The organism is Azospirillum sp. B21 (genome assembly GCF_008364825.1).
Classification (GTDB): domain Bacteria; phylum Pseudomonadota; class Alphaproteobacteria; order Azospirillales; family Azospirillaceae; genus Azospirillum.
Genome location: NZ_VTTO01000012.1, coordinates 69,626 through 86,942, shown reverse-complemented (window position 1 = coordinate 86,942; position 17,317 = coordinate 69,626). Strand labels below are relative to the sequence as shown.

At 64.6% G+C, this 17,317-nt stretch carries 10 protein-coding genes, 10 pseudogenes and 1 other annotated feature; of the genes and pseudogenes, 5 read left to right on the top strand and 15 right to left on the bottom strand.

The window, feature by feature from the left end; all coding sequences use genetic code 11:
• Nucleotides 1-5: 5 nt before the first annotated feature.
• Nucleotides 6-1,520 (bottom strand): IS21 family transposase, encoded by a 1,515-nt coding sequence (gene istA / locus FZ983_RS24140; RefSeq protein WP_149226178.1) that lies wholly within the window; start codon nt 1,518-1,520, stop codon nt 6-8.
• A 178-nt stretch (nt 1,521-1,698) separates the two neighbouring features.
• Nucleotides 1,699-2,067, bottom strand: a complete 369-nt coding sequence (locus FZ983_RS24130) for a hypothetical protein (RefSeq protein WP_149226176.1) — start codon at nt 2,065-2,067, stop codon at nt 1,699-1,701.
• 130 nt (nt 2,068-2,197) lie between these two features.
• On the opposite strand from FZ983_RS24130, the pseudogene FZ983_RS24125 reads away from it, so the two are divergent.
• Nucleotides 2,198-2,392 (top strand): annotated as a pseudogene (locus FZ983_RS24125) (transposase domain-containing protein); the annotation flags it as partial.
• A gap of 390 nt (nt 2,393-2,782) precedes the next feature.
• Here the strand turns inward: FZ983_RS24125 and FZ983_RS24120 are convergent.
• The 4 genes and pseudogenes from FZ983_RS24120 to FZ983_RS24105 all read right to left on the bottom strand — a co-directional run.
• Nucleotides 2,783-3,352, bottom strand: a complete 570-nt coding sequence (locus tag FZ983_RS24120; RefSeq protein WP_149226174.1) for a DUF305 domain-containing protein — start codon at nt 3,350-3,352, stop codon at nt 2,783-2,785.
• 150 nt (nt 3,353-3,502) lie between these two features.
• Complete coding sequence (locus tag FZ983_RS24115; protein ID WP_149226172.1) at nt 3,503-4,174, bottom strand: hypothetical protein; 672 nt, start codon at nt 4,172-4,174, stop codon at nt 3,503-3,505.
• A gap of 14 nt (nt 4,175-4,188) precedes the next feature.
• Nucleotides 4,189-4,380: pseudogene (locus FZ983_RS24110) on the bottom strand (IS6 family transposase); the annotation flags it as partial.
• A gap of 273 nt (nt 4,381-4,653) precedes the next feature.
• Nucleotides 4,654-4,842, bottom strand: a pseudogene (locus FZ983_RS24105) (IS66 family transposase); the annotation flags it as partial.
• A gap of 258 nt (nt 4,843-5,100) precedes the next feature.
• Here FZ983_RS24105 and FZ983_RS24100 point away from each other — a divergent pair.
• Nucleotides 5,101-6,285, top strand: a complete 1,185-nt coding sequence (locus FZ983_RS24100; RefSeq protein WP_149226325.1) for an IS110 family transposase — start codon at nt 5,101-5,103, stop codon at nt 6,283-6,285.
• A gap of 154 nt (nt 6,286-6,439) precedes the next feature.
• Here the strand turns inward: FZ983_RS24100 and FZ983_RS24095 are convergent.
• From FZ983_RS24095 to FZ983_RS24075, 4 pseudogenes are all read right to left on the bottom strand, one after another.
• Nucleotides 6,440-7,609: pseudogene (locus FZ983_RS24095) on the bottom strand (IS66 family transposase); the annotation flags it as partial.
• A gap of 480 nt (nt 7,610-8,089) precedes the next feature.
• Nucleotides 8,090-8,581 (bottom strand): annotated as a pseudogene (locus FZ983_RS24085) (IS3 family transposase); the annotation flags it as partial.
• 188 nt (nt 8,582-8,769) lie between these two features.
• Nucleotides 8,770-9,351 (bottom strand): annotated as a pseudogene (locus FZ983_RS24080) (reverse transcriptase domain-containing protein); the annotation flags it as partial.
• 74 nt (nt 9,352-9,425) lie between these two features.
• A pseudogene (locus FZ983_RS24075) lies at nt 9,426-9,881 on the bottom strand (transposase); the annotation flags it as partial.
• 329 nt (nt 9,882-10,210) lie between these two features.
• Between FZ983_RS24075 and FZ983_RS34875 the strand changes: the two are divergent.
• Nucleotides 10,211-11,317: pseudogene (locus FZ983_RS34875) on the top strand (recombinase family protein); the annotation flags it as partial.
• A gap of 507 nt (nt 11,318-11,824) precedes the next feature.
• On the opposite strand, the pseudogene FZ983_RS34870 reads toward FZ983_RS34875, so the two are convergent.
• A pseudogene (locus FZ983_RS34870) lies at nt 11,825-12,583 on the bottom strand (IS256 family transposase); the annotation flags it as partial.
• 154 nt (nt 12,584-12,737) lie between these two features.
• Nucleotides 12,738-12,820, bottom strand: a sequence feature (AL1L pseudoknot).
• Nucleotides 12,761-13,104 (bottom strand): annotated as a pseudogene (locus FZ983_RS24060) (transposase); the annotation flags it as partial. It overlaps the preceding feature by 60 nt.
• Nucleotides 13,105-13,380: 276 nt before the next feature.
• Here FZ983_RS24060 and FZ983_RS24055 point away from each other — a divergent pair.
• Entirely contained in the window at nt 13,381-14,652 is a 1,272-nt protein-coding gene (locus FZ983_RS24055) for a type II restriction endonuclease (protein ID WP_211102974.1), read from the top strand.
• Nucleotides 14,653-14,671: 19 nt separating this feature from the next.
• Here FZ983_RS24055 and FZ983_RS24050 read toward each other — a convergent pair whose 3' ends face one another.
• From FZ983_RS24050 to FZ983_RS24040, 3 genes are all read right to left on the bottom strand, one after another.
• Nucleotides 14,672-15,025 carry a hypothetical protein gene (locus FZ983_RS24050; protein ID WP_149226167.1) on the bottom strand — a complete coding sequence of 118 codons (354 nt, stop codon included), beginning with the start codon at nt 15,023-15,025 and terminating at the stop codon, nt 14,672-14,674.
• A 79-nt stretch (nt 15,026-15,104) separates the two neighbouring features.
• A protein-coding gene (locus tag FZ983_RS24045; protein ID WP_149226165.1) for an IS3 family transposase occupies nt 15,105-16,246 on the bottom strand; the annotation gives its coding sequence in 2 pieces (ribosomal slippage) (nt 15,105-15,976 and nt 15,976-16,246; 1,143 coding nt in all).
• A complete protein-coding gene (locus tag FZ983_RS24040) occupies nt 16,219-16,506 on the bottom strand; it encodes a hypothetical protein (protein ID WP_149226163.1) in 288 nt (95 codons plus the stop codon). The genes FZ983_RS24045 and FZ983_RS24040 overlap by 28 nt, the downstream gene beginning before the upstream one ends.
• 57 nt (nt 16,507-16,563) lie before the next feature.
• On the opposite strand from FZ983_RS24040, the gene FZ983_RS24035 reads away from it, so the two are divergent.
• On the top strand, nt 16,564-17,247 hold the full coding sequence (locus FZ983_RS24035) for a Crp/Fnr family transcriptional regulator (protein WP_149226161.1): 684 nt from the start codon (nt 16,564-16,566) through the stop codon (nt 17,245-17,247).
• Nucleotides 17,248-17,317 lie beyond the last annotated feature (70 nt).

Sequence of the window (17,317 nt, the reverse complement as noted above, 5' to 3'; positions counted from 1 at the left end):
CTCCATCAGTGATAGTAGGAAGGGCCGCGCAGATTGGCGTGCTCGCCGGCACCGGCCGTGTCCGCCGCCGTGGCGGGGGGCGCCGCCAACCAGCGCTGGACGTAGCGGTAGGATCCGACATTGGCCTCCAGGGCCGCCTGGCAGGCTTGCTCCAGCCGGTCGGTGCCATGGGTGGCGGCCAGGCGGATCAGGCCGATCCCGGCCCGCACCGCCTGTTCGGGATGATCGGCGCCGGCCAGGATGCGCGCGAACAGCAACGCGGCGGCCGGGCCGATGGCGGCCAAGTCGGCCTGGATGGCGTCGGGGGTGAAGCGGGCGACGGCCCGGTGGTTGGCGGGGCGATGGGCGTCCAGCGTCACGGTGGCGCCATCCTGCCGCCGGACATGGCAGGCCATCCGCTTGCCGCGCAGGAAGACGCTGATGACGCCGGCGGTGCTGTGCACGTCGACCATCTTGCCGATCAGCGTGTGGGGCACCGAGTAGACGCCGCCGTCGAGGGCGAGATGATAGTCGGGCGGCACCTTGTGGCGAGCCCAGGTGCCGGGCACAAAACGTTCCGGCGGCAAGGGGCGCAGGGTCGGCTTCTCCTCGGTGGCGAACAGGCCGGCGCGCGTGTCCTGTGGCCTGCGGCTCAAGGGAGCGGCGTTGAGGGCGGCCAGCTTGTCGCGCAAGGCTGCGTTGGCGGCGTCCAACGTGGCGAAGAGCGTATCGCGCAACGGAGCCAGCACCCGCCGCTCGACCTGCTGCACACCGTTCTCGGCGCTGGGCTTATCGCGTGGGCGCCTCACCCGTGCTGGCAGGACGGCGGTGCGGTAGTGCCGGGCGAGATCGTGATAAGCCGGGTTGATCGCCGGATCGTAGAAGGAGGCGTGGCTGACGCCGACCTTGAGATTATCCGGCACCAGCTTGCCCGGCACGCCGCCCAGATGTTCGAACAGCCGGACGTGGGAGGCCAGCCACTCCTCCGCCTGCTGGGTCCAGGTCGCCTCGGCATAGACGTAGCCCGAATACGGCAGACAGGCGACAAACACCTGGGCCTGCCGCGCCTCGGCGCCGAGCCCGACGCTCAGCGTCATCCCGGCGTAATCGACCTCGATCGCCGCCCCCGGCCGATGCTCCCGGCGCAGACGCGGCTCGGCATGGGCACCCTGCCATGCCCGGAAATGCTGGACGAATTGGGTGTAGCGATAGCCGCCGGGATGGACCTCCAGGTATTCCTCCCACAGCAGCCGCAGCGTTACGCCACGGCGGCTGAGTTCACGGCTGATGTGCCGCCAGTCGGGTACCGGGCGCGCCGACGTGACCGGAGGCGGGAACAGCCGCTCCTCCAACTCGACGTCCGTCCAGCCCAGCACATCCGCGTACCGCAGCCCGGAGGCCCGCAACCGCTCCAGGTAATCGCGCACGGTGCTGCGCGGCAGCCGGCAGGCATCGGCAATCTGCCGTTGGCTGGCGCCAAACTCATCCCGCAGACGAAGGACTTCTCTGATCCGCCGCATGTCCGACCTCGTTCGGGGCATCCCGATCCTCCTTGGCCTGTGCCGTGGAAGAATCATAGGGATGCCAAAGGCTGGTTCGGACCCCGACACCACCACCCCTACGGGTGGGCGAATTCACCGAAACGGCTGGGCGCTTTCACCGTTCTGCCCGGGCGCTTTCCGCCGTTCCTACTGGGTGCTTTCCGCCGAAATATGCACATCACTTGCGCTCGCCGCGGTCCACTGAGGCGGGCAAGGTCTCCAGCAATTGCGCCACTTTTTTTTGAAGTTCAATGACCGCCTCGGCGCGGGAGAGCTGATCACGCAGACGCGCGTTGTCCCGCTCCAGGCGCTCCAGATCGGTCTTGAGCGGATTGGCTGCCGGGGTCTTCGGCCCCGGCTTGGCCGGGGCGAGGCCGCGCAACTGTCCGGCATCGCGTTGGCGGCGCCAACGGGTGACATTCGAGGAATACAGCCCCTCACGGCGCAGGATGGCGCCAATCTCCTTCGGGCGGGCCCAGTCGATTTCCTCCAGCACGCGCAGCTTGTCGGCGACGCTGAAGGTGCGGCGCTGCGGGCGCTCGCTCACCTCCGGGTCGGGAGTGGACACAGGGGTGGAAACAGGGGGGGAGTGTCGGTGTGCTCATCAGGTCCTCAACAGCGCCCTCTACCGATCATTTCAGCAGGCGGCTGTCTCACTCGACGTTGGCACAGAGGGCAACTGGATGTTCGCCGGTTCCGATGCTGGCGGGGAGCGCGCCGCGGCGATCTACACCATCGTGGAATCTGCCAAGCTCAACAGCCTCGATCCACAGGCCTACCTACGCCATGTGCTCGGCTGCATCGCGGATCACCCGATCAACCGCATCGCCGATCTCCTGCCTTGGAACATCACCATTCCAGAGCAGGGGTGAGCGGCGCCGGCAACCCATTCACGCCGCAGTCGCCAGACGACGCTTACCCTCCTTCAACCAGTCCAAATCTTGAATCACAACTGCCCGTCCATGGGAATCCCCGATTCAGATGCCCGGCAATCCGCTCTAATCAAAACCGATCGGGCTGTTCGAGCCGCCGTTCGAGCCGCAAAACGTCGAGCGACACTCTTACGCTACGACTGACCGAGCCACATGCAGCAGGACAAGGTAATTGACGTCCGCCGGACATCGAAATTGTCGTTGCACACAAAGGTGTTGCAGGCCATGCGGCCTGCAACACTACTCTGGGCATCATCTCTTCTACTTAAAATCCGAACACGAGCGGCGTGCTCCGTCGGAAACCGACACGGTCCGCTGGGCTCGACGGCGCTACTGAACCGCCTCTCGTATCTGCTGCTCCATATCGGGCGTGACCTGAGCCGGTCGCGCAGGAAGGGGCTGACTCCCGCGCTTGCCATTGTTCCCAATGTCGTCAATGAGCAGCTTCATCTCAGCGATCTCGCGAACCTGTGATTCGATGATTTTATCTGCGAGCTTGCGCACGCGGGGGTCACTGATGCTGGCGTTGCTTGCGTTATTGATGGCGATTGAGTGGTGCGGGATCATCGACTTCATGAAGCTGACATCGCCGATCAGGCCCTGACTGCGGTTCACGTAGAGGAGTACAACTCCGACCAGCACGGCTCCGACCAGTACGGCGATCTTAATGGCCATCCCCCTGTACATTGACCACATGAAGCCCAGCATCACGATAGTCATGACGCACCCCATTACTAGCGAGGAGACCAGCCGGTTTACGCTGAAAAGCGCGTGATCGAGCGAATAAACAAGCTGGTACATCAAAAAGAACATGATGAACGTTGAGGTTGCGATCATTGCCACAAACCGACCCCAACCCATTTTCATCATGTTCCTATGGTGATTTTGCTCGTGCGACATTGCGGTTTCCTCTACCCCATTCTGCCCAATGAGGGGGGAACAAAACCCCAATCATTTTTGTTCCCGCGCAGCTTTTCATTGTCGTGGCGCACCGCTCCACGAACTCTGCCAGAGCGAGCATGAGAGTGGCTGGGTAAGACGGGCTGCGGATCAGGCGTAGGGATCGAAGTAGACGATGTCTTCCATTCGGACCTTGCCCTTGGCAACGCCCAGGCGCTCCGCCGGGGTCAGGCCGTCTTCACCCGTGAAGCACCAGTTGTACCAGACCCGGAAGATGTCGAGGTACTTGCCGACCATCGCCGGATCGTAGGGCGCGTAGCCGTGCCAAACGCGCCGCGCCCGGCGCGTCGGCGAGATCGGGCGCTCCAGAAGCCGCAGGCGGCGCCGGACCAGCATGAAGAAGCGGTCGATGGCGTGAAGCGAGGCCCGATTGAACAGATGGGCCAGGCGGTCCAGAGCGTCGGCGCCGTAGCCGTTCAGGTCGGTGAGCAGCACGACCTTCTTCTCCGGCTCGGCCATCGTCGGGAACGGGTGCTTGATCCACACGCCGTCGAGCCTGCCATGTTCCTCCGGGCTGGCGTCAACGACCGCCTGGATGCGCTCTTGCATCACCGCGACCTTGACGTGTCGCACCTCGGTGGGCGTTGCCAAGGCTGGGTCCAACCCTCTTGCCGTCAGCGCCTCGTCCAAGCGCATCTTGGCCTCCGCCGTGGCGGCGCCCTTCTCGTCCACCGTCCGCTCCTTGGCGATGGCGACGAAGAAGGCATCGACCCAGCGGTCCCGGATGCCGTCGTGGAAGGCGGCGAAGCACGCCTGCTTCATTCCGGCGCCCTGCGCTTGTCCAATTCCGGGGCGTAGGCCTGGATCCAGCGATAGAGCGTCGTGTGATCGACCTGTACACCCAGGTCGGCAAGCATCCCCTCCAGATCGCGATAGCTGATCGGGAACTGCAGATACCAGCGCACCGCCCAAAGGATCACCGCTGCCGTGAACTGCCGCCCCTTGAACGGGCTCTTCGTGCTGCGCATCACCGTTTCGCCTCAACGTCGAAAGGGCTGGGTTTTACCCGATCTCCGCCCGCCGGCAAACTTTGCAACGGAACCCACGCCGATGCGTCGCATATCAGATTGCTTCTGGACTGTACCGAGGTCTGCCAAACGAGTGCCGATTTCATGATCCGCGATTCGTCCTTCCACGCGAAGACTTGTGGGGTCTGCGCGATCATATGCGAGGTTTGCGCCCGAGATTGCAAAGACAGGGGTGACGAGTATCTGCTCACCCGGTTGGCAGCAGCTGAGCCGTTAAGCGACGACGAAGGTTCCTCCGACGAGTTCGCGGATGGCGGTCCAGGCGGACTGGCCTTGGCGGCGCGCGGTTCCAGTCACGGAGCGATAGCCGGCGTGGATGCCTGGCCCCCAGTCGGAGCGGAAGCCGTTGGTGACTTTGCGGAAGATCACCGACGGGCGGATTTCCTGCTCACTGCCGTTGTTAACCGGCATGCTGCTTCCGGCGCCAGCCGGTTCTGGCAATCGGACCGAGGTCGCGGTATCGATGGTCCACCGGGATAGGGGCGCCGGGAGCATGAAACGGCGGCAGGCCGTCCCGACCATGAGCTGTGAGCTCGCGTTGTTACATGGCCGCCCCCTACGACTTGCCCGGTTGCGCTGCGAGCGCGGATCCGTAGATGTCGTGCAAGCCCGCCAGCTCCCGAACCAGCACCGTAAGGAGGGAGCATGCGCATTATCGGAATGGATATTCACCGCTCCTTCGCCCAGGTCGCCTTCCTGGTGGACGGCCAAGTGACGAAGGAAACCAGGGTCGATCTCGCCCATGACCGCTTTCTGAAATTTGCCAGGACCCTTGAGAAGACGGACGAGGTGGTCATCGAGGCGACCGGCAACAGCATGGCCGTGGAGCGTGTCCTGCGGCCCTTCGTCAAGCGGGTTGCGGTGGCCAATCCCCGGCTCGTGCGGGCCATCGCCTTTGCCCGCGTGAAGACTGATAAGATCGACGCGGCGATCCTGGCGCGCCTTCATGCGGCGGGCTTCCTACCGGAAGTTTGGGTTCCCGACGATGAAACGATCCGCCGTCGGCGGACGGTCACGGAGCGGATGGGAATTGTCGAGCACATGGTGCGGACGAAGAGCCGCATCCATGCCATCCTGCACGGGAACTTGATCCCGAAATACGAAGGCCGCCTGTTCACCAAGGCGGGCCGGACCTGGCTGGCCGGCCTGCCGCTGTCGCCTGAGGAGCAGGCCCTGGTCTCCCGGCTGGTGGCGGAGCTGGAACGGGTGAGCGCGCAACTGGCCGAACTCGACAAGGGGATCGCCCAGCAGGCGCTGGACGATCCGCAGGCGCGCCGGTTGATGACCATCCCGGGGGTGGGCACCGTGGTGGCCCTGACCGTTCTGGCGTCGATCGGGACGATCGCTCGCTTTCCGACCCCCGAGAAGCTTAGCAGCTACTTCGGCCTGACCCCAACCACCCACCAGTCCGGCGACCATCCGGCCCGCCACGGGCATATCTCGCGACAGGGCAATGCCGCGGCCCGCGCGATGCTGGTTGAGGCCGCGTGGTCGGCGAAGATGGCGCCGGGGCCGCTGCGGGCCTTCTTCAACCGAGTGCAGAAGAAGGCTGGAGCTGGTGCGGCCGCAGTGGCCACCGCCCGCAAACTGACGTTTCTCATCTGGCATGTGCTGACCGAGGAGAAGGACTACGCCTACGCCCGCCCGGCGTTCACGGCCATGAAGCTGCGCAAGGCTGCCCTGAAGGCCGGCGCCCCGCGGGAATACGGCAAAGCCGGGCCCAGCCGGGACTACTGGATCAAGGAAATCCGGCAGCGCGAGGCGGAGTATGTCGAGCGTGCCGAACGCGCCTATGAACGGATGGTGGACGCCTGGACGGACCGACCATCGGGGCGTGCCGGATGACGCCCCCGGCGTCAAGGCGGCCGCTCCGCGGCCCCGCGCTGACGCGCGGCTGCGGCCTTGACCCCGGTTTCGTCATCCGGCGTCTGGCCAGCATGCGGTCGACGCCATGCGCCGACCGCATCGGTCGGCACGACGATTCGCACTTCTCAACATCATCCGTGGTCGGCGGCACGCGGCGGTCGGCGAGGAAGGCGAAGAACTTGCCACGCCACGCCTTGATCTGGCGCTGTAGCTCGCGACCGGCCGGATGGGCGGCGGGGACACCGAGCAGAACGTCGAGGCCGCGCTCGGCCTTGGCAGCGTAGGCGGCCAGCGTGCTCTCCTTCAGGTCCGGTCTTCGTTTGCCAACCCGAATGGCCCAGCGCAGGTGATCGCGGATCTTCGGCGCCACCACGCTGTCGCCGCAGTCGATGGCGTACTGCACGTCGCGCAGCACGTGGGCCAGACAGACCTGATGGACCCGCCCGAGTTCCTGCTGTCCGGCGTAACGGTCCGAGATCCACACTTCAGGCCGATGCTCGCCCAGCACCGCGGCGGCCACCGCCCGGCCGCGGCTGGGGGCGATGGTGTGCAACACGGCCGCATCGGAATGGAAGACCCACTGCCACTGCGTCACGCCGTTCACCCGTGTCGTGGTCTCGTCCGAGGCGATGATGGAAGCCGTCAGGAGCTTGGCCTTGATCGCCGCGCAGGCCGTGTCGAACGCCGGGCCCATGCGGTGGAACGCGTTGGCGATGGCACCCTCGGAGATGCTCAACCCGAACAGTTCCTTCAGCATCCGCGCTAAGCGCTCGAAGCCGACATGATGGCTATGGTGCAGATAGGCCAGCAGGGAGCGGATGCCGGGCCCGAACGGCGTGCCCGGCAGCATGGCGGCGGGCGGCTCGGCCCGGTAGCGCCGCCCGCACTGCCCACAGCGGCCGCCGAACAACTCGACCCGCGTCACCACCGGACGAACCTCGGGCAGATCGATGTGATCGTAGCGGTGCCGGCACCGCTGCGCCGCCGGTGACAGCGCCGTTTGGCAATGCGGGCAGTTCTCGGCCAAGCAGCGCTCCGTACGATCGGGATCGGACGCGAGCGGCCGGGCGACACCGGGACGCGACGGCCGCGCTTTGCGGTGCCGCTTCGTCTTGCGGGCCTTGCCCCCGGGGCCGTCCTGCGAGGGCGGGATGTGGGAATTCGCCGAGGTCTTCTTCGGCTTGCCGACCAACGCTTCCAGTTCGGCAATCCGCGCCGCCATGCGCTCGATCAGCGCCGCCTGCTCGGCCAGCAGGGCGTCCTTCTCGGCCTCACTCAGGCGATAGCGCGGCGGAACCGTCATCCCGCCTTTGACTCACGTCCGGCCCACCAAACGCAACACCGGATCGCCAACCACCCCCAATGCGCGCAGCGCCCGGGCAAAAGCCCAGGCTCAGCCAGCCCCGTGAGTAGTTACGGTGACGACGCCCAGATGAAGCGGTGCGCCGAGGCCTGTCGCAGGTGCGCGGAGTCCTGCCGCCAGATGGCGGCCTGACTGGGTACGGCCGCCGAGCCCTGATCGGACAATTCCGGGTCGGTGCTCGCCTCACCGGTGGTTACGAGCAGTACCGATCCAGGTCAGACTCTGAACCTCCAAGTCCTTTACCCTCGGTCGCCCTCAAGCGCCGTGAGTTGGATATTGACCTTCCAGCGATAGGAAGCCGGAGACTGGGGGTATTCGCTAGCCAGGAGGACACCATGCTGAGGTTCAAAGTCGATGGAATGACCTGCGGTCACTGCGCCTTGAACCGCGCCGGGTTTGTCGGAGGCCATTTGCGTTGAGTCACGCCGCCATGGCGACGTCCTCAGTTTGGGCATAATAGCGCGCTTCGGCCTCTGCGGGAGGAATGTTGCCGATGGGCTCGAGCAGGCGTCGGTTGTTGAACCAGTCGACCCACTCCAGGGTGGCGAACTCGACAGCCTCCAGAGAGCGCCACGGCCCACGGCGCCGGATCACCTCGGTCTTGTAGAGACCGTTGATGGTCTCGGCCAACGCGTTATCGTAGGAATCGCCAACGCTGCCCACGGAAGGCTCGACCCCAGCTTCGGTGAGACGCTCGGTGTAGCGAATCGCAACGTATTGCGATCCCCTGTCGGAGTGATGGATGAGGCCGCTGCCATTGGCGGGCCGGCGGTCGTGGAGTGCCTGTTCGAGCGCATCCAGAACGAAGCCTGCATGGGCTGTGCTGGACACCCGCCAGCCCACGATCCGGCGCGCGAAGGCGTCGATGACGAAGGCCACGTAGACGAAGCCCTGCCATTTCGATAGTGGAGTAGGAAGCGCTGAAGCGCTTCCCCTCCCCGAACCGTACGTGCAGTAGAGTAGGGCGTCGGCGAGTTGCCATCCGGTACTTTTCCGGCGCCCTCTCTCCAAACCGGACGTGAGTCTTTCGGTCTCATCCGGCTTTCCAGTGCCTCGTCCTCTCATGCCATCCAGAGCGATCTCGGTGAATATCCTGGTGGCGGCGACAGGACGCCGCCTTGCGGAACCCCTTCGCTCGACGCCACGAACAGGCCACGATCAACGTGACCTGCTTTCAGGAGCCGCCAGAGCAGATCCATGAACCGATCATCCCGTATCCGCCGCCGGACGCACCGAACCAGCAGCCGGTGGTGAACCGTGTCGAAGTAGCTCGCCAGATCGCCTTCGACGACCCAGCGGCCCCTTGTTCCGGCCTCACCATCCTGCAACTGGAGCTTTACGGTCCGGACAGCGTGATGCACGCTGCGTTCGGGTCTGAAGCCGTAGGAGAGGCGATGGAAGTCGCTTTCCCAAATCGGCTCCATGGCCATCAGCATCGCACGCTGGACGATGCGGTCTCTCAGGGTCGGGATACCCAGTGGTCGTTTCTTGCCGTTGGCTTTGGGGATATAGATGCGCTTGACCGGCTGCGGGCGGTAGTTCCCCGTCAGCAAGTCCGTCCGCAGGCTGGCCAGATGTTCCGCCAACTCAGCCTGCATCCGCCGCTTGTCCATTCCGTCGATGCCCGGTGTCTTGGCGCCACTCGACGCCAGGACGATCCGGGCAGCTTCGGCAAGCCATTCCCGGCCATGATCGTGCCCCTGGGCGTGGTGTCTGAGGGGGTGTAGGTGCTCTTCGGCGGGTCGAGGCCGCCGGTCTACTCCGCTGCGATCGACAGCGGGTCAGTGGCTGAAGGGTGGCACAGCTCGTTCAGGCTTTCCATGGTCATGTAGCGCCGGCACACCGCCCACTCATCGTGCTGCTCCAGCAGCAAAGCGCCGATCAGCCTTCGAACCGCCCCTTCCCCTGGAAAGATGCCAACGACATTGGTGCGCCGCTTGATCTCGCCGTTCAGGCGTTCCAGAGGGTTCGTGCTGTGCAGCTTGGTGCGCAGGTCCTTGGGAAAGGCCATGTAGGCCAGAACGTCGAACTCCGCCTCGTCCATCAGCGCCGCCAGCTTGGAGAACCGCGGCCGCAGACTGTCGGCAACCCGGCGCCACTGCTCGTGCGCCGCCTCGGCGGTCTCCTGGGCAAATGCGGTGCGGATGGTGGCGGCGACCATCGTCTGGTGCGCCTTGCCCACGCAGGACAACAGGTTCCGCATGCAATGCACGATCCGAACGCAATCGACAAAATCCGCTTCAGCGTCTCCGTGGCGTTTGCCTGGCCAAGTCTCGCCAAGCCGCGGCGTGCACGCTCTTGACCAATGGGTAAGGCTGTTGGAGGAACACCACAACCGAGGTGCTGTCCCATGCCGCGCCGCTGCCGGTCTGCCGGCCCATCCGTCTGGACGATTCACTCCGTCTTTGTCCAGCCTCGGGATGGACCCGACCGGTTGGCTGATGCCTATCGCCGGCTCCTCGCTGTTTCTCCCCGTATCCTTCCTGAAGAGCAGCCGGCCGGTGCCCCAGAACCCGCCTCGGCTGTCAAAGGAGAGCCACCATGCGCGCCGCCATCTACGCCCGCGTCTCTACCGAACGCCAAGAGCGCCAACAGACCATCGACAGCCAACTCGCTGCTTTGCGGGCATGGGCGGACGCCGGTGCCCACGAGTTGAGGGACTGTCACATATTCCGTGACGAAGGCTACAGCGGCGCCCGGCTTGACCGCCCGGGCCTGGATGGCTTGCGGGACGCCGTTCGCGATGGCGAGGTGGAGGTCGTCGCCATCCTCGCTCCCGATCGCTTGTCCCGGCGCTATGCCTACCAAGTGCTTGTCTTGGAGGAATTCCGACGGGCGGGCTGCGCTGTCGCCTTCCTCAACCATGCGATCTCAGACGACCCCGGTGACCAACTCCTCTTGCAGATCCAAGGAGCGGTTGCGGAGTATGAGCGGGCCTTGCTGAGCGAGCGATTTCGGCGGGGCAAGCTCCAAAAGGCGCGTGCCGGCCAGTTCATCGGCGTCCATGCGCCGTATGGCTACCGCTATCTGCCCCGGCAGGAGAAGTCGGCGGGGCGGCTCATCGTCGATGAAACCGAAGTTGAGACGGTTCGCCAGCTCTACGCCTGGTTGACCGAGGAACGCATGACGCTGCGCCAAATCCTCAAGCGCCTAAACTTCGGACCGTGGTTCCCACGATGCGGACGGCGGCCATGGTCGCCGTCGACCGTCCATCACATCTTGTCGGACCCTGTTTACATCGGCACTGCCTACTCGAACCGCTACGAATACGTTCCGGCCAAGAAGCCCCGCTCACGCAAGCCCAGCTACCGGGGCGTGGGTTGCCGGCGCTTGCGCCCCAAGGAAGATTGGATAGCAATTGCGGTGCCGATCATCATCGAGCAGGAAACCGGGGAGCGGGCTCAAGCCCAGCTTGCCCGGAACGCGGCCCTGTCGTTTCGCAACAACACGAAGTACGACTACCTTCTGCGTTGTCTGCTGACCTGCAGCGCCTGCGGCTTAGCCATGTACGGCATCACCCGGCACTTGGCGGGAAACATCGAGCGTCATTACTACTACTGCGCCGGAAAGGATTGCGTGATGACCGCCCGCGCTCAGCGTTGCCCGCGTGCTGGCGTCAAAGGCGCCGATCTCGATGGAGCGGTGTGGGATCACGTGCGAACGCTGCTGGGAAACCCGGAACGCCTTGCCGCCCAATTCCAGCAGTTTGTCGGCGACGCCGACCGGAGCGCCGCCCAGGAAGCCAAGGACGAGGCCCGTATCCTGACGCGCCAGAACGGGCTGAACCAAGCCGATCGGCGCCTGCTCGACGCCTACCAAGCCGAAGTGATCAGTCTGGAGGAACTCACCGAGCGTCGGCAGCAGTTGGCCGATCAACGCAGGGCCCTTGATCATCAACTTGAGCAGCAGCGCGATCTACGCCGCCAACGCACCAAGGCGCAGGAAATCTTCACCGACCTGACGGCGTTCTGCGAACGCATCCACGGGCGCTTGGAAACCGCATCTTTCGCCGACAAGCAGGCAATCGTACAGCTCGTGATCGAGCGCATCATCGTCCACGACGATCATTTGGAGATCCGCCATGTCATTCCGCTACACAACCCGCCACCCGGACGGGGACCCATCCCCGCCGCCGGGCCGAATGGGCGATTGTGTTCGGATCGTGTGAACGCGGCACCGCTGGAGTGTCGCCCCCAGCACCTTGGAAGCGGCGGCCTTCAGCCCGAGATGCGCGTCGGCGATCACCAGTTTCACCCCGCGCAGACCCCGGCGGGTGAGCGAGCGCAGGAACTCGGTCCAGAAGGTCTCGGCTTCTGACAGCCCGAGCCCCAGCCCCAGCACCTCGCGCCGGCCATCGCTGTTGACGCCGATGGCCAGTATGGCGGCCAGCGACACGATGCGGCCGTCCTGGCGCACCTTCACGTAAGTGGCATCCAGCCACACGAACGGCCAGTCACCCTCCAGCGGCCGGCTCAGGAACGCCTGCACGCGCTCGTCGATGTCCTGGCACAGGCGGCTGACCTGGCTTTTCGAGATGCCGGTCATGCCCATCGCCTTGACCAGGTCATCGACGTTGCGCGTCGAGATGCCCTGCACATAAGCCTCCTGGATCACCGCGATCAACGCCTTCTCTGCTGTGCGCCGTGGTTCCAGGAAGGCCGGAAAGTAGGAACCGCGCCGCAGCTTGGGGATGCGCAGGTCGATGGCCCCGGCGCGCGTCTCCCAGGTTCGCTCCCGATAGCCGTTGCGTTTGGTCTGCCGTTCGTCACTGCGCTCGCCATAGCCGGCGCCGGTCAACGCCTCGACCTCCAGTTCCATCAGCCGCTGAGCGGCAATGCTGATCATCTCGCGCAGAAAGTCCGTATCGGCACTCTTCCCAATCAGCTCCTGAAGAGCGATCCTATCCTCGGTCATCGTGGCCTCCGTCACAGTTGATGGTCGTCAAGCAACCTCAACTTAGCCGAAGAACACGGTGACCGCCCGCTTCCGAACGGCCGGCCCGCCTGCGCCAGCTATGGGGGAGCGCTCCGGCGGGCCAGCCTCACGCCTCAGACACCACGCAGTGGGACGCGATCGCGTCGATCGCGTCGCGTCGATGAAGGCGATCATTTCTTGAACGGGCGGTCGAGCTCCGCCTGGGCGAAATACGCCGACGCCTTGCGTAGGATCTCGTTCGCTTGGCGCAACTCTCGGACCTCGCGTTCCAGCGCCTTGATCCGCTCCTGTTCCTCCGTCGTCGGCCCGGGCCGCTTGCCTTGGTCACGCTCGGCCTGCCGGACCCAGTTCCGCAGTGTCTCGGGATTGCAGCCGATCTTCGCCGCGATCGAGCTGATCGCCGCCCACTGCGAGGCATGCTCGCCATCGTGCTCGAACACCATCCGAACCGCGCGCTCGCGCACTTCAGGGGCGTATTTGGGTGATGCAGGTTTCGTCATGATGACCCCACTCTCTCAGAAGATGGGGCCTCCAGGAAACCCGATGCGGTTCACTGATGTACCTGCGTCCCCTGGTGCATGGCCGTGCCCTCCTGGGCGGCCACGCCGGTCGTCGTCGGTTGACCCGTGGTCTGCTGTGTCGGCGCGCAGGCGGAGGTCAGGGCCGCGGTCAGCACGGCAATCGGTTCGGAGCCCGTCGTGAGGTCTCCCCCGAGTTGCGATGGAGGGAGCGCTGCTTTACTCTGGGTTCAATCACCTTGAGAGAAGGAGCCCTCCTTGTCCGACCCGATGCGCGCGTTGATCCAACGCTGGCGTGAGGATGCCGGCGCGACGTACCGGACTTGGTTCCTGTGGGACGAGCGGGTGAAGAACTTCCGGTCGATCCGCCGCGGCATCCAACAGGTCGTGACCGACATCGAGACCAGCACCTTCGGCAACGCCTATCGCGGCTCGTCGCTAGAGACGGTGGTGCACTCGATCGCCGAGCAGCGCCAGATCTTCAAGGGAGCCGACCACGCTTTCCTGTGGAAGCCTAAGCTGCGCATCCCGGACATCTATGAGAACCCGGACAACCAGCGCGCCTTCGGGCGGCTGCTCGACGCCTGCGTCTGCTGCAACGCCGAACCGCAGATCCTCGCCGCCATCCGGCAGATCGACGCCAGGCAGATCAAGGGACTTGGGCCGGCGGTGGCGAACCTGCTGTACTTTCTGCACCCGACCCTGGTGCCGCCGTTCAACACGGCCATCGTCAACGGCTACAACGCTCTGACCGGCGCAAAGGTGAAGCTCGGCCGGTGGGATGAGTTCCTGGCGATGCGCCAGGGCATCCTGGCGCTGAACGCCGAATACCGCGACCTTTTGTCCAACGATCTTGGGGCCATCGGCGGACTGCTGTTCGACGTCGGCTCCGGACGCTACGCAGCGCCGCCGCGCACCAACGATGCCGCCGCCCGCTCCGCGTGGGAAGCCGACCTCGCCAAGCTGCGTGAGGAGAGCGTCAAGGCTTCCAAGGCCGCGGCCGCCGAGCGCGAGGGTGACCGCACGCACACCGAAATCCAGGGCTGGCTGCGTGATCTGGGCAAGGCGCTGGGGTACGATGTGTGGATCGCCGCCAATGACCGCAGCCGGGCCTACGACGGCGGCAAGCTCGGTGAGGGCTGCCTTGAGCGGCTGCCGGAGGCGATCGAGAAAGCGCCTGGCGCCGACGCCATCCGGCTCATCGACGTTCTTTGGCTCGACCGGGGCAAGGCCCATGTTGCCGCCGCCTTCGAAGTCGAACACTCGACCTCGATCTACTCGGGCGTCGTCCGCATGCTCGATCTGGCACTCGGCACCGAGGCACATGCACTGGAAGGAATGTTCCTGGTGGCGCCGAACGGCCGCGAGGACGAGGTCCGTGCCCAATTGACCCGACCGGCCTTCAGCCGCGTCGCCGACCTCCAGGTGCGCTACCTGCCATACGGCGAACTCGAGAGCCACCGGGAGTCCATCGCCCGCTTCGGCTCCGGCATGAAGGCCATCAACGCCATCGCCCGCACTCTGGTCTGAACCGATTGCGGTTCTGCCATCAGTGGCGAACCTCACCCCTCGCCATGGCGAGGTGGTGCATCTGGTGATGGCCGCCCTGGGCCATGATGCCGATGAACCCAAGCCTCCGGATATGCGCCGTCTGCTTGGGGTCCAGGGCGGTGACGGTCAGCGCGATGCCGGTCGCCACCGGCTCGGCCTTGACTGTCCAGCCGCTCACACCATCGATCTCGTGAGCATGCGCCGGTACCATCCGGCGGATCGCCTCCAGGGTCCGCCCGTCACCGGTGACGGTATAGCTGGCTCCGCCGTCCACCAGCGTCGCAACAGCTTTCGCATTGAGCGTGACTTCATTCATGTCGACGAGGTGATGGCGTAGCGCCTCGATATCCACCCGGGCCCAATCCGAGGCCGGGTCCTCTTCAAGGATGCGTGGACTTGCCCGGAGAAAGTGGAGAGCCAGTGTGTTGATCCTACGCAGCGATCTCAAAGACACAGGGGCTTTGGAAGCCGAGTGAGGAGTGTCGCCGGATTGGATTATAGAAGCCGTCGATGTAGCGGCCAATGGCGATTTCAGCCTGCCGCCGCGAAGTAAAGATCGTGCGCCATACCAGTTCTGACTTCAAGGTTTTGAAGACAGTCTCCACCATCGCGTTATCGTAGCAGTTCCCGCGCCCGCTCATCGAAACCAACATTCCGTTCTCCTGCAACACCTTCTGGTAATCATCAGAACAATATTGGCTTCCACGATCTGAATGATGGATCAGACCGGGAGGTGGCTGCCGAACGGTGATAGCCCGCTTCAACGCCGTGATCGCCAACTCCTTGGTGATCCGGTCACTGGTGGCCCATCCCACGATCCGGCGGGAGTGCAGATCCAGTACGATGGCCAGATAAAGCCAGCCTTCAGCGGTCCAGACGTAGGAAATGTCGGTTCCCCATTTTCGGTTCGGCGCCGGAGCGGAGAAGTCCTGATCGAGCAGGTTTGGCGCCACCAAGCCGCCATGCTGGCTGTCTGTGGTTCGCTTGTACCGGCGCTTTTGATAGGCCTTCAGGTGGTTGTCACGCATCAGGCGGGCGACGCGATGGCGACCGACCGTCACGCCGTCCGCCTTCAACTCGGCATGCATCCGTGGGCTGCCATACGTTTCGCGCGATGCTGTGAACCGGCTGCGGATATGGGCCAACAGCACCAGGTCGGTTCGTTGCCGAACACTGGCCTTGCGCGTCTTCCACGCATAGTAACCGCTGACGCTCACACCCAAGAGCTGGCAAAGCCGGGAGACCGGAGCACCCGCTTTCTCTGCATCGATGAGCTGAAATCTCATCGACTTGTCTCCTTCGCAAAGAAAGCGGCTGCCTTTTTTAACAAGTCACGCTCCTGGCGTAAAATCTCGTTCTCACGACGCAGACGGACCAATTCCTTTTGCACATCGTCATGCGGACCGGACAGAAGTTCCGCTTCCTGATACCGCGATCTCCATCGCGTCAGTGTCGATTTGCCGATCCCCAAATCAGCCGCCACTTCCCCGACCGTCCGGCCGCTCGTTGCGATAAGCCGAACAGCTTCCCGCTTGAAGTCTTCCGTCAGCTTACGCCGATGCCCGTCACCCATGCCAAACCTCCTGGTCCCTCAGACCATAGATGGAGGCTCTCCACTTTCTCCGGGCAAGTCCAGCGGACGATCTCCTGAATGGTGCCGAAGGCTTCGTGTCCGCCCATAGTCGGGACTGCGCTGGGTGGAGACACAGGTGCGTCAGCATGCCGGGCGGCATGGTCCATCGGCATGGCGGTCTGAGCCGCGGCGCTCCCAAGCCCGACAGCGGTGACGAGGGCGAGGGTGATGGCGAAGGTCATTGCGGTGCGGATCGGCATGGGATCCTCCTGGTGGATGAACTCCCTGGTTGGTAGCCGGGCACCCAGCACCCCGATATGATTGCAGTCATATGGCGGTGGTTTCGCGGCAAGGCGGCTTTGAGAATGCAGGGAGCAAACGTATGGGTCGGGCTCATCGAACCACAGCGGCTCCATCGTCGTCGCCTTAAGCTTGGCGACGCGTTATTCTGGCAAGGGGATGCGACCGTGGCGGTCTTCCATGTCGACCGAGGCCGGGTGCGCCTCGTGCGGCATCTCGAGGGCGGTTCATCGGTGACGCTGCACGTTGCCCGCGCCGACGAGACCTTTGCCGAGGCCACCCTATGGGCGGAGGCCTACCACTGTGACTGTGTCACCGAGGTACCATCCGAGGTCACGGTGATCCCCAAGCCGGACCTGCTCGTCGCCCTGGAGGGCAACCCCCAAGCCGCGCTTGCCCTGGCGCGTGGGCTTGCTGCTCAGGTCCGCGACCTGCGCAGCCGGCTGGAATTGCGGAATATCCGGTCGGCGTCGGAGCGGGTTATGGCGTGGCTTCGGCTCCAAATGTCGGGCGCTCGGCCCATGGTGCGGCTCGACCGGCCATGGACGGAGATCGCCGCCGATACCGGACTGACGCACGAGGCCATCAACCGGGCCTTGGCCGTCTTGGAGCGTACGGGGCGGCTTGTCCGGGAGAGTGGGGTGGTGACGCTCTCCGCCGGTCCGGGACCGGCTGGGGAGGTTGCCCCGAAGAAACGATAACGAATCATGTCTCCACCACCTACTTCCCGGCTGGAGGCGTCCGCCTTCACCCGGGTTTCGAAACGCGTGG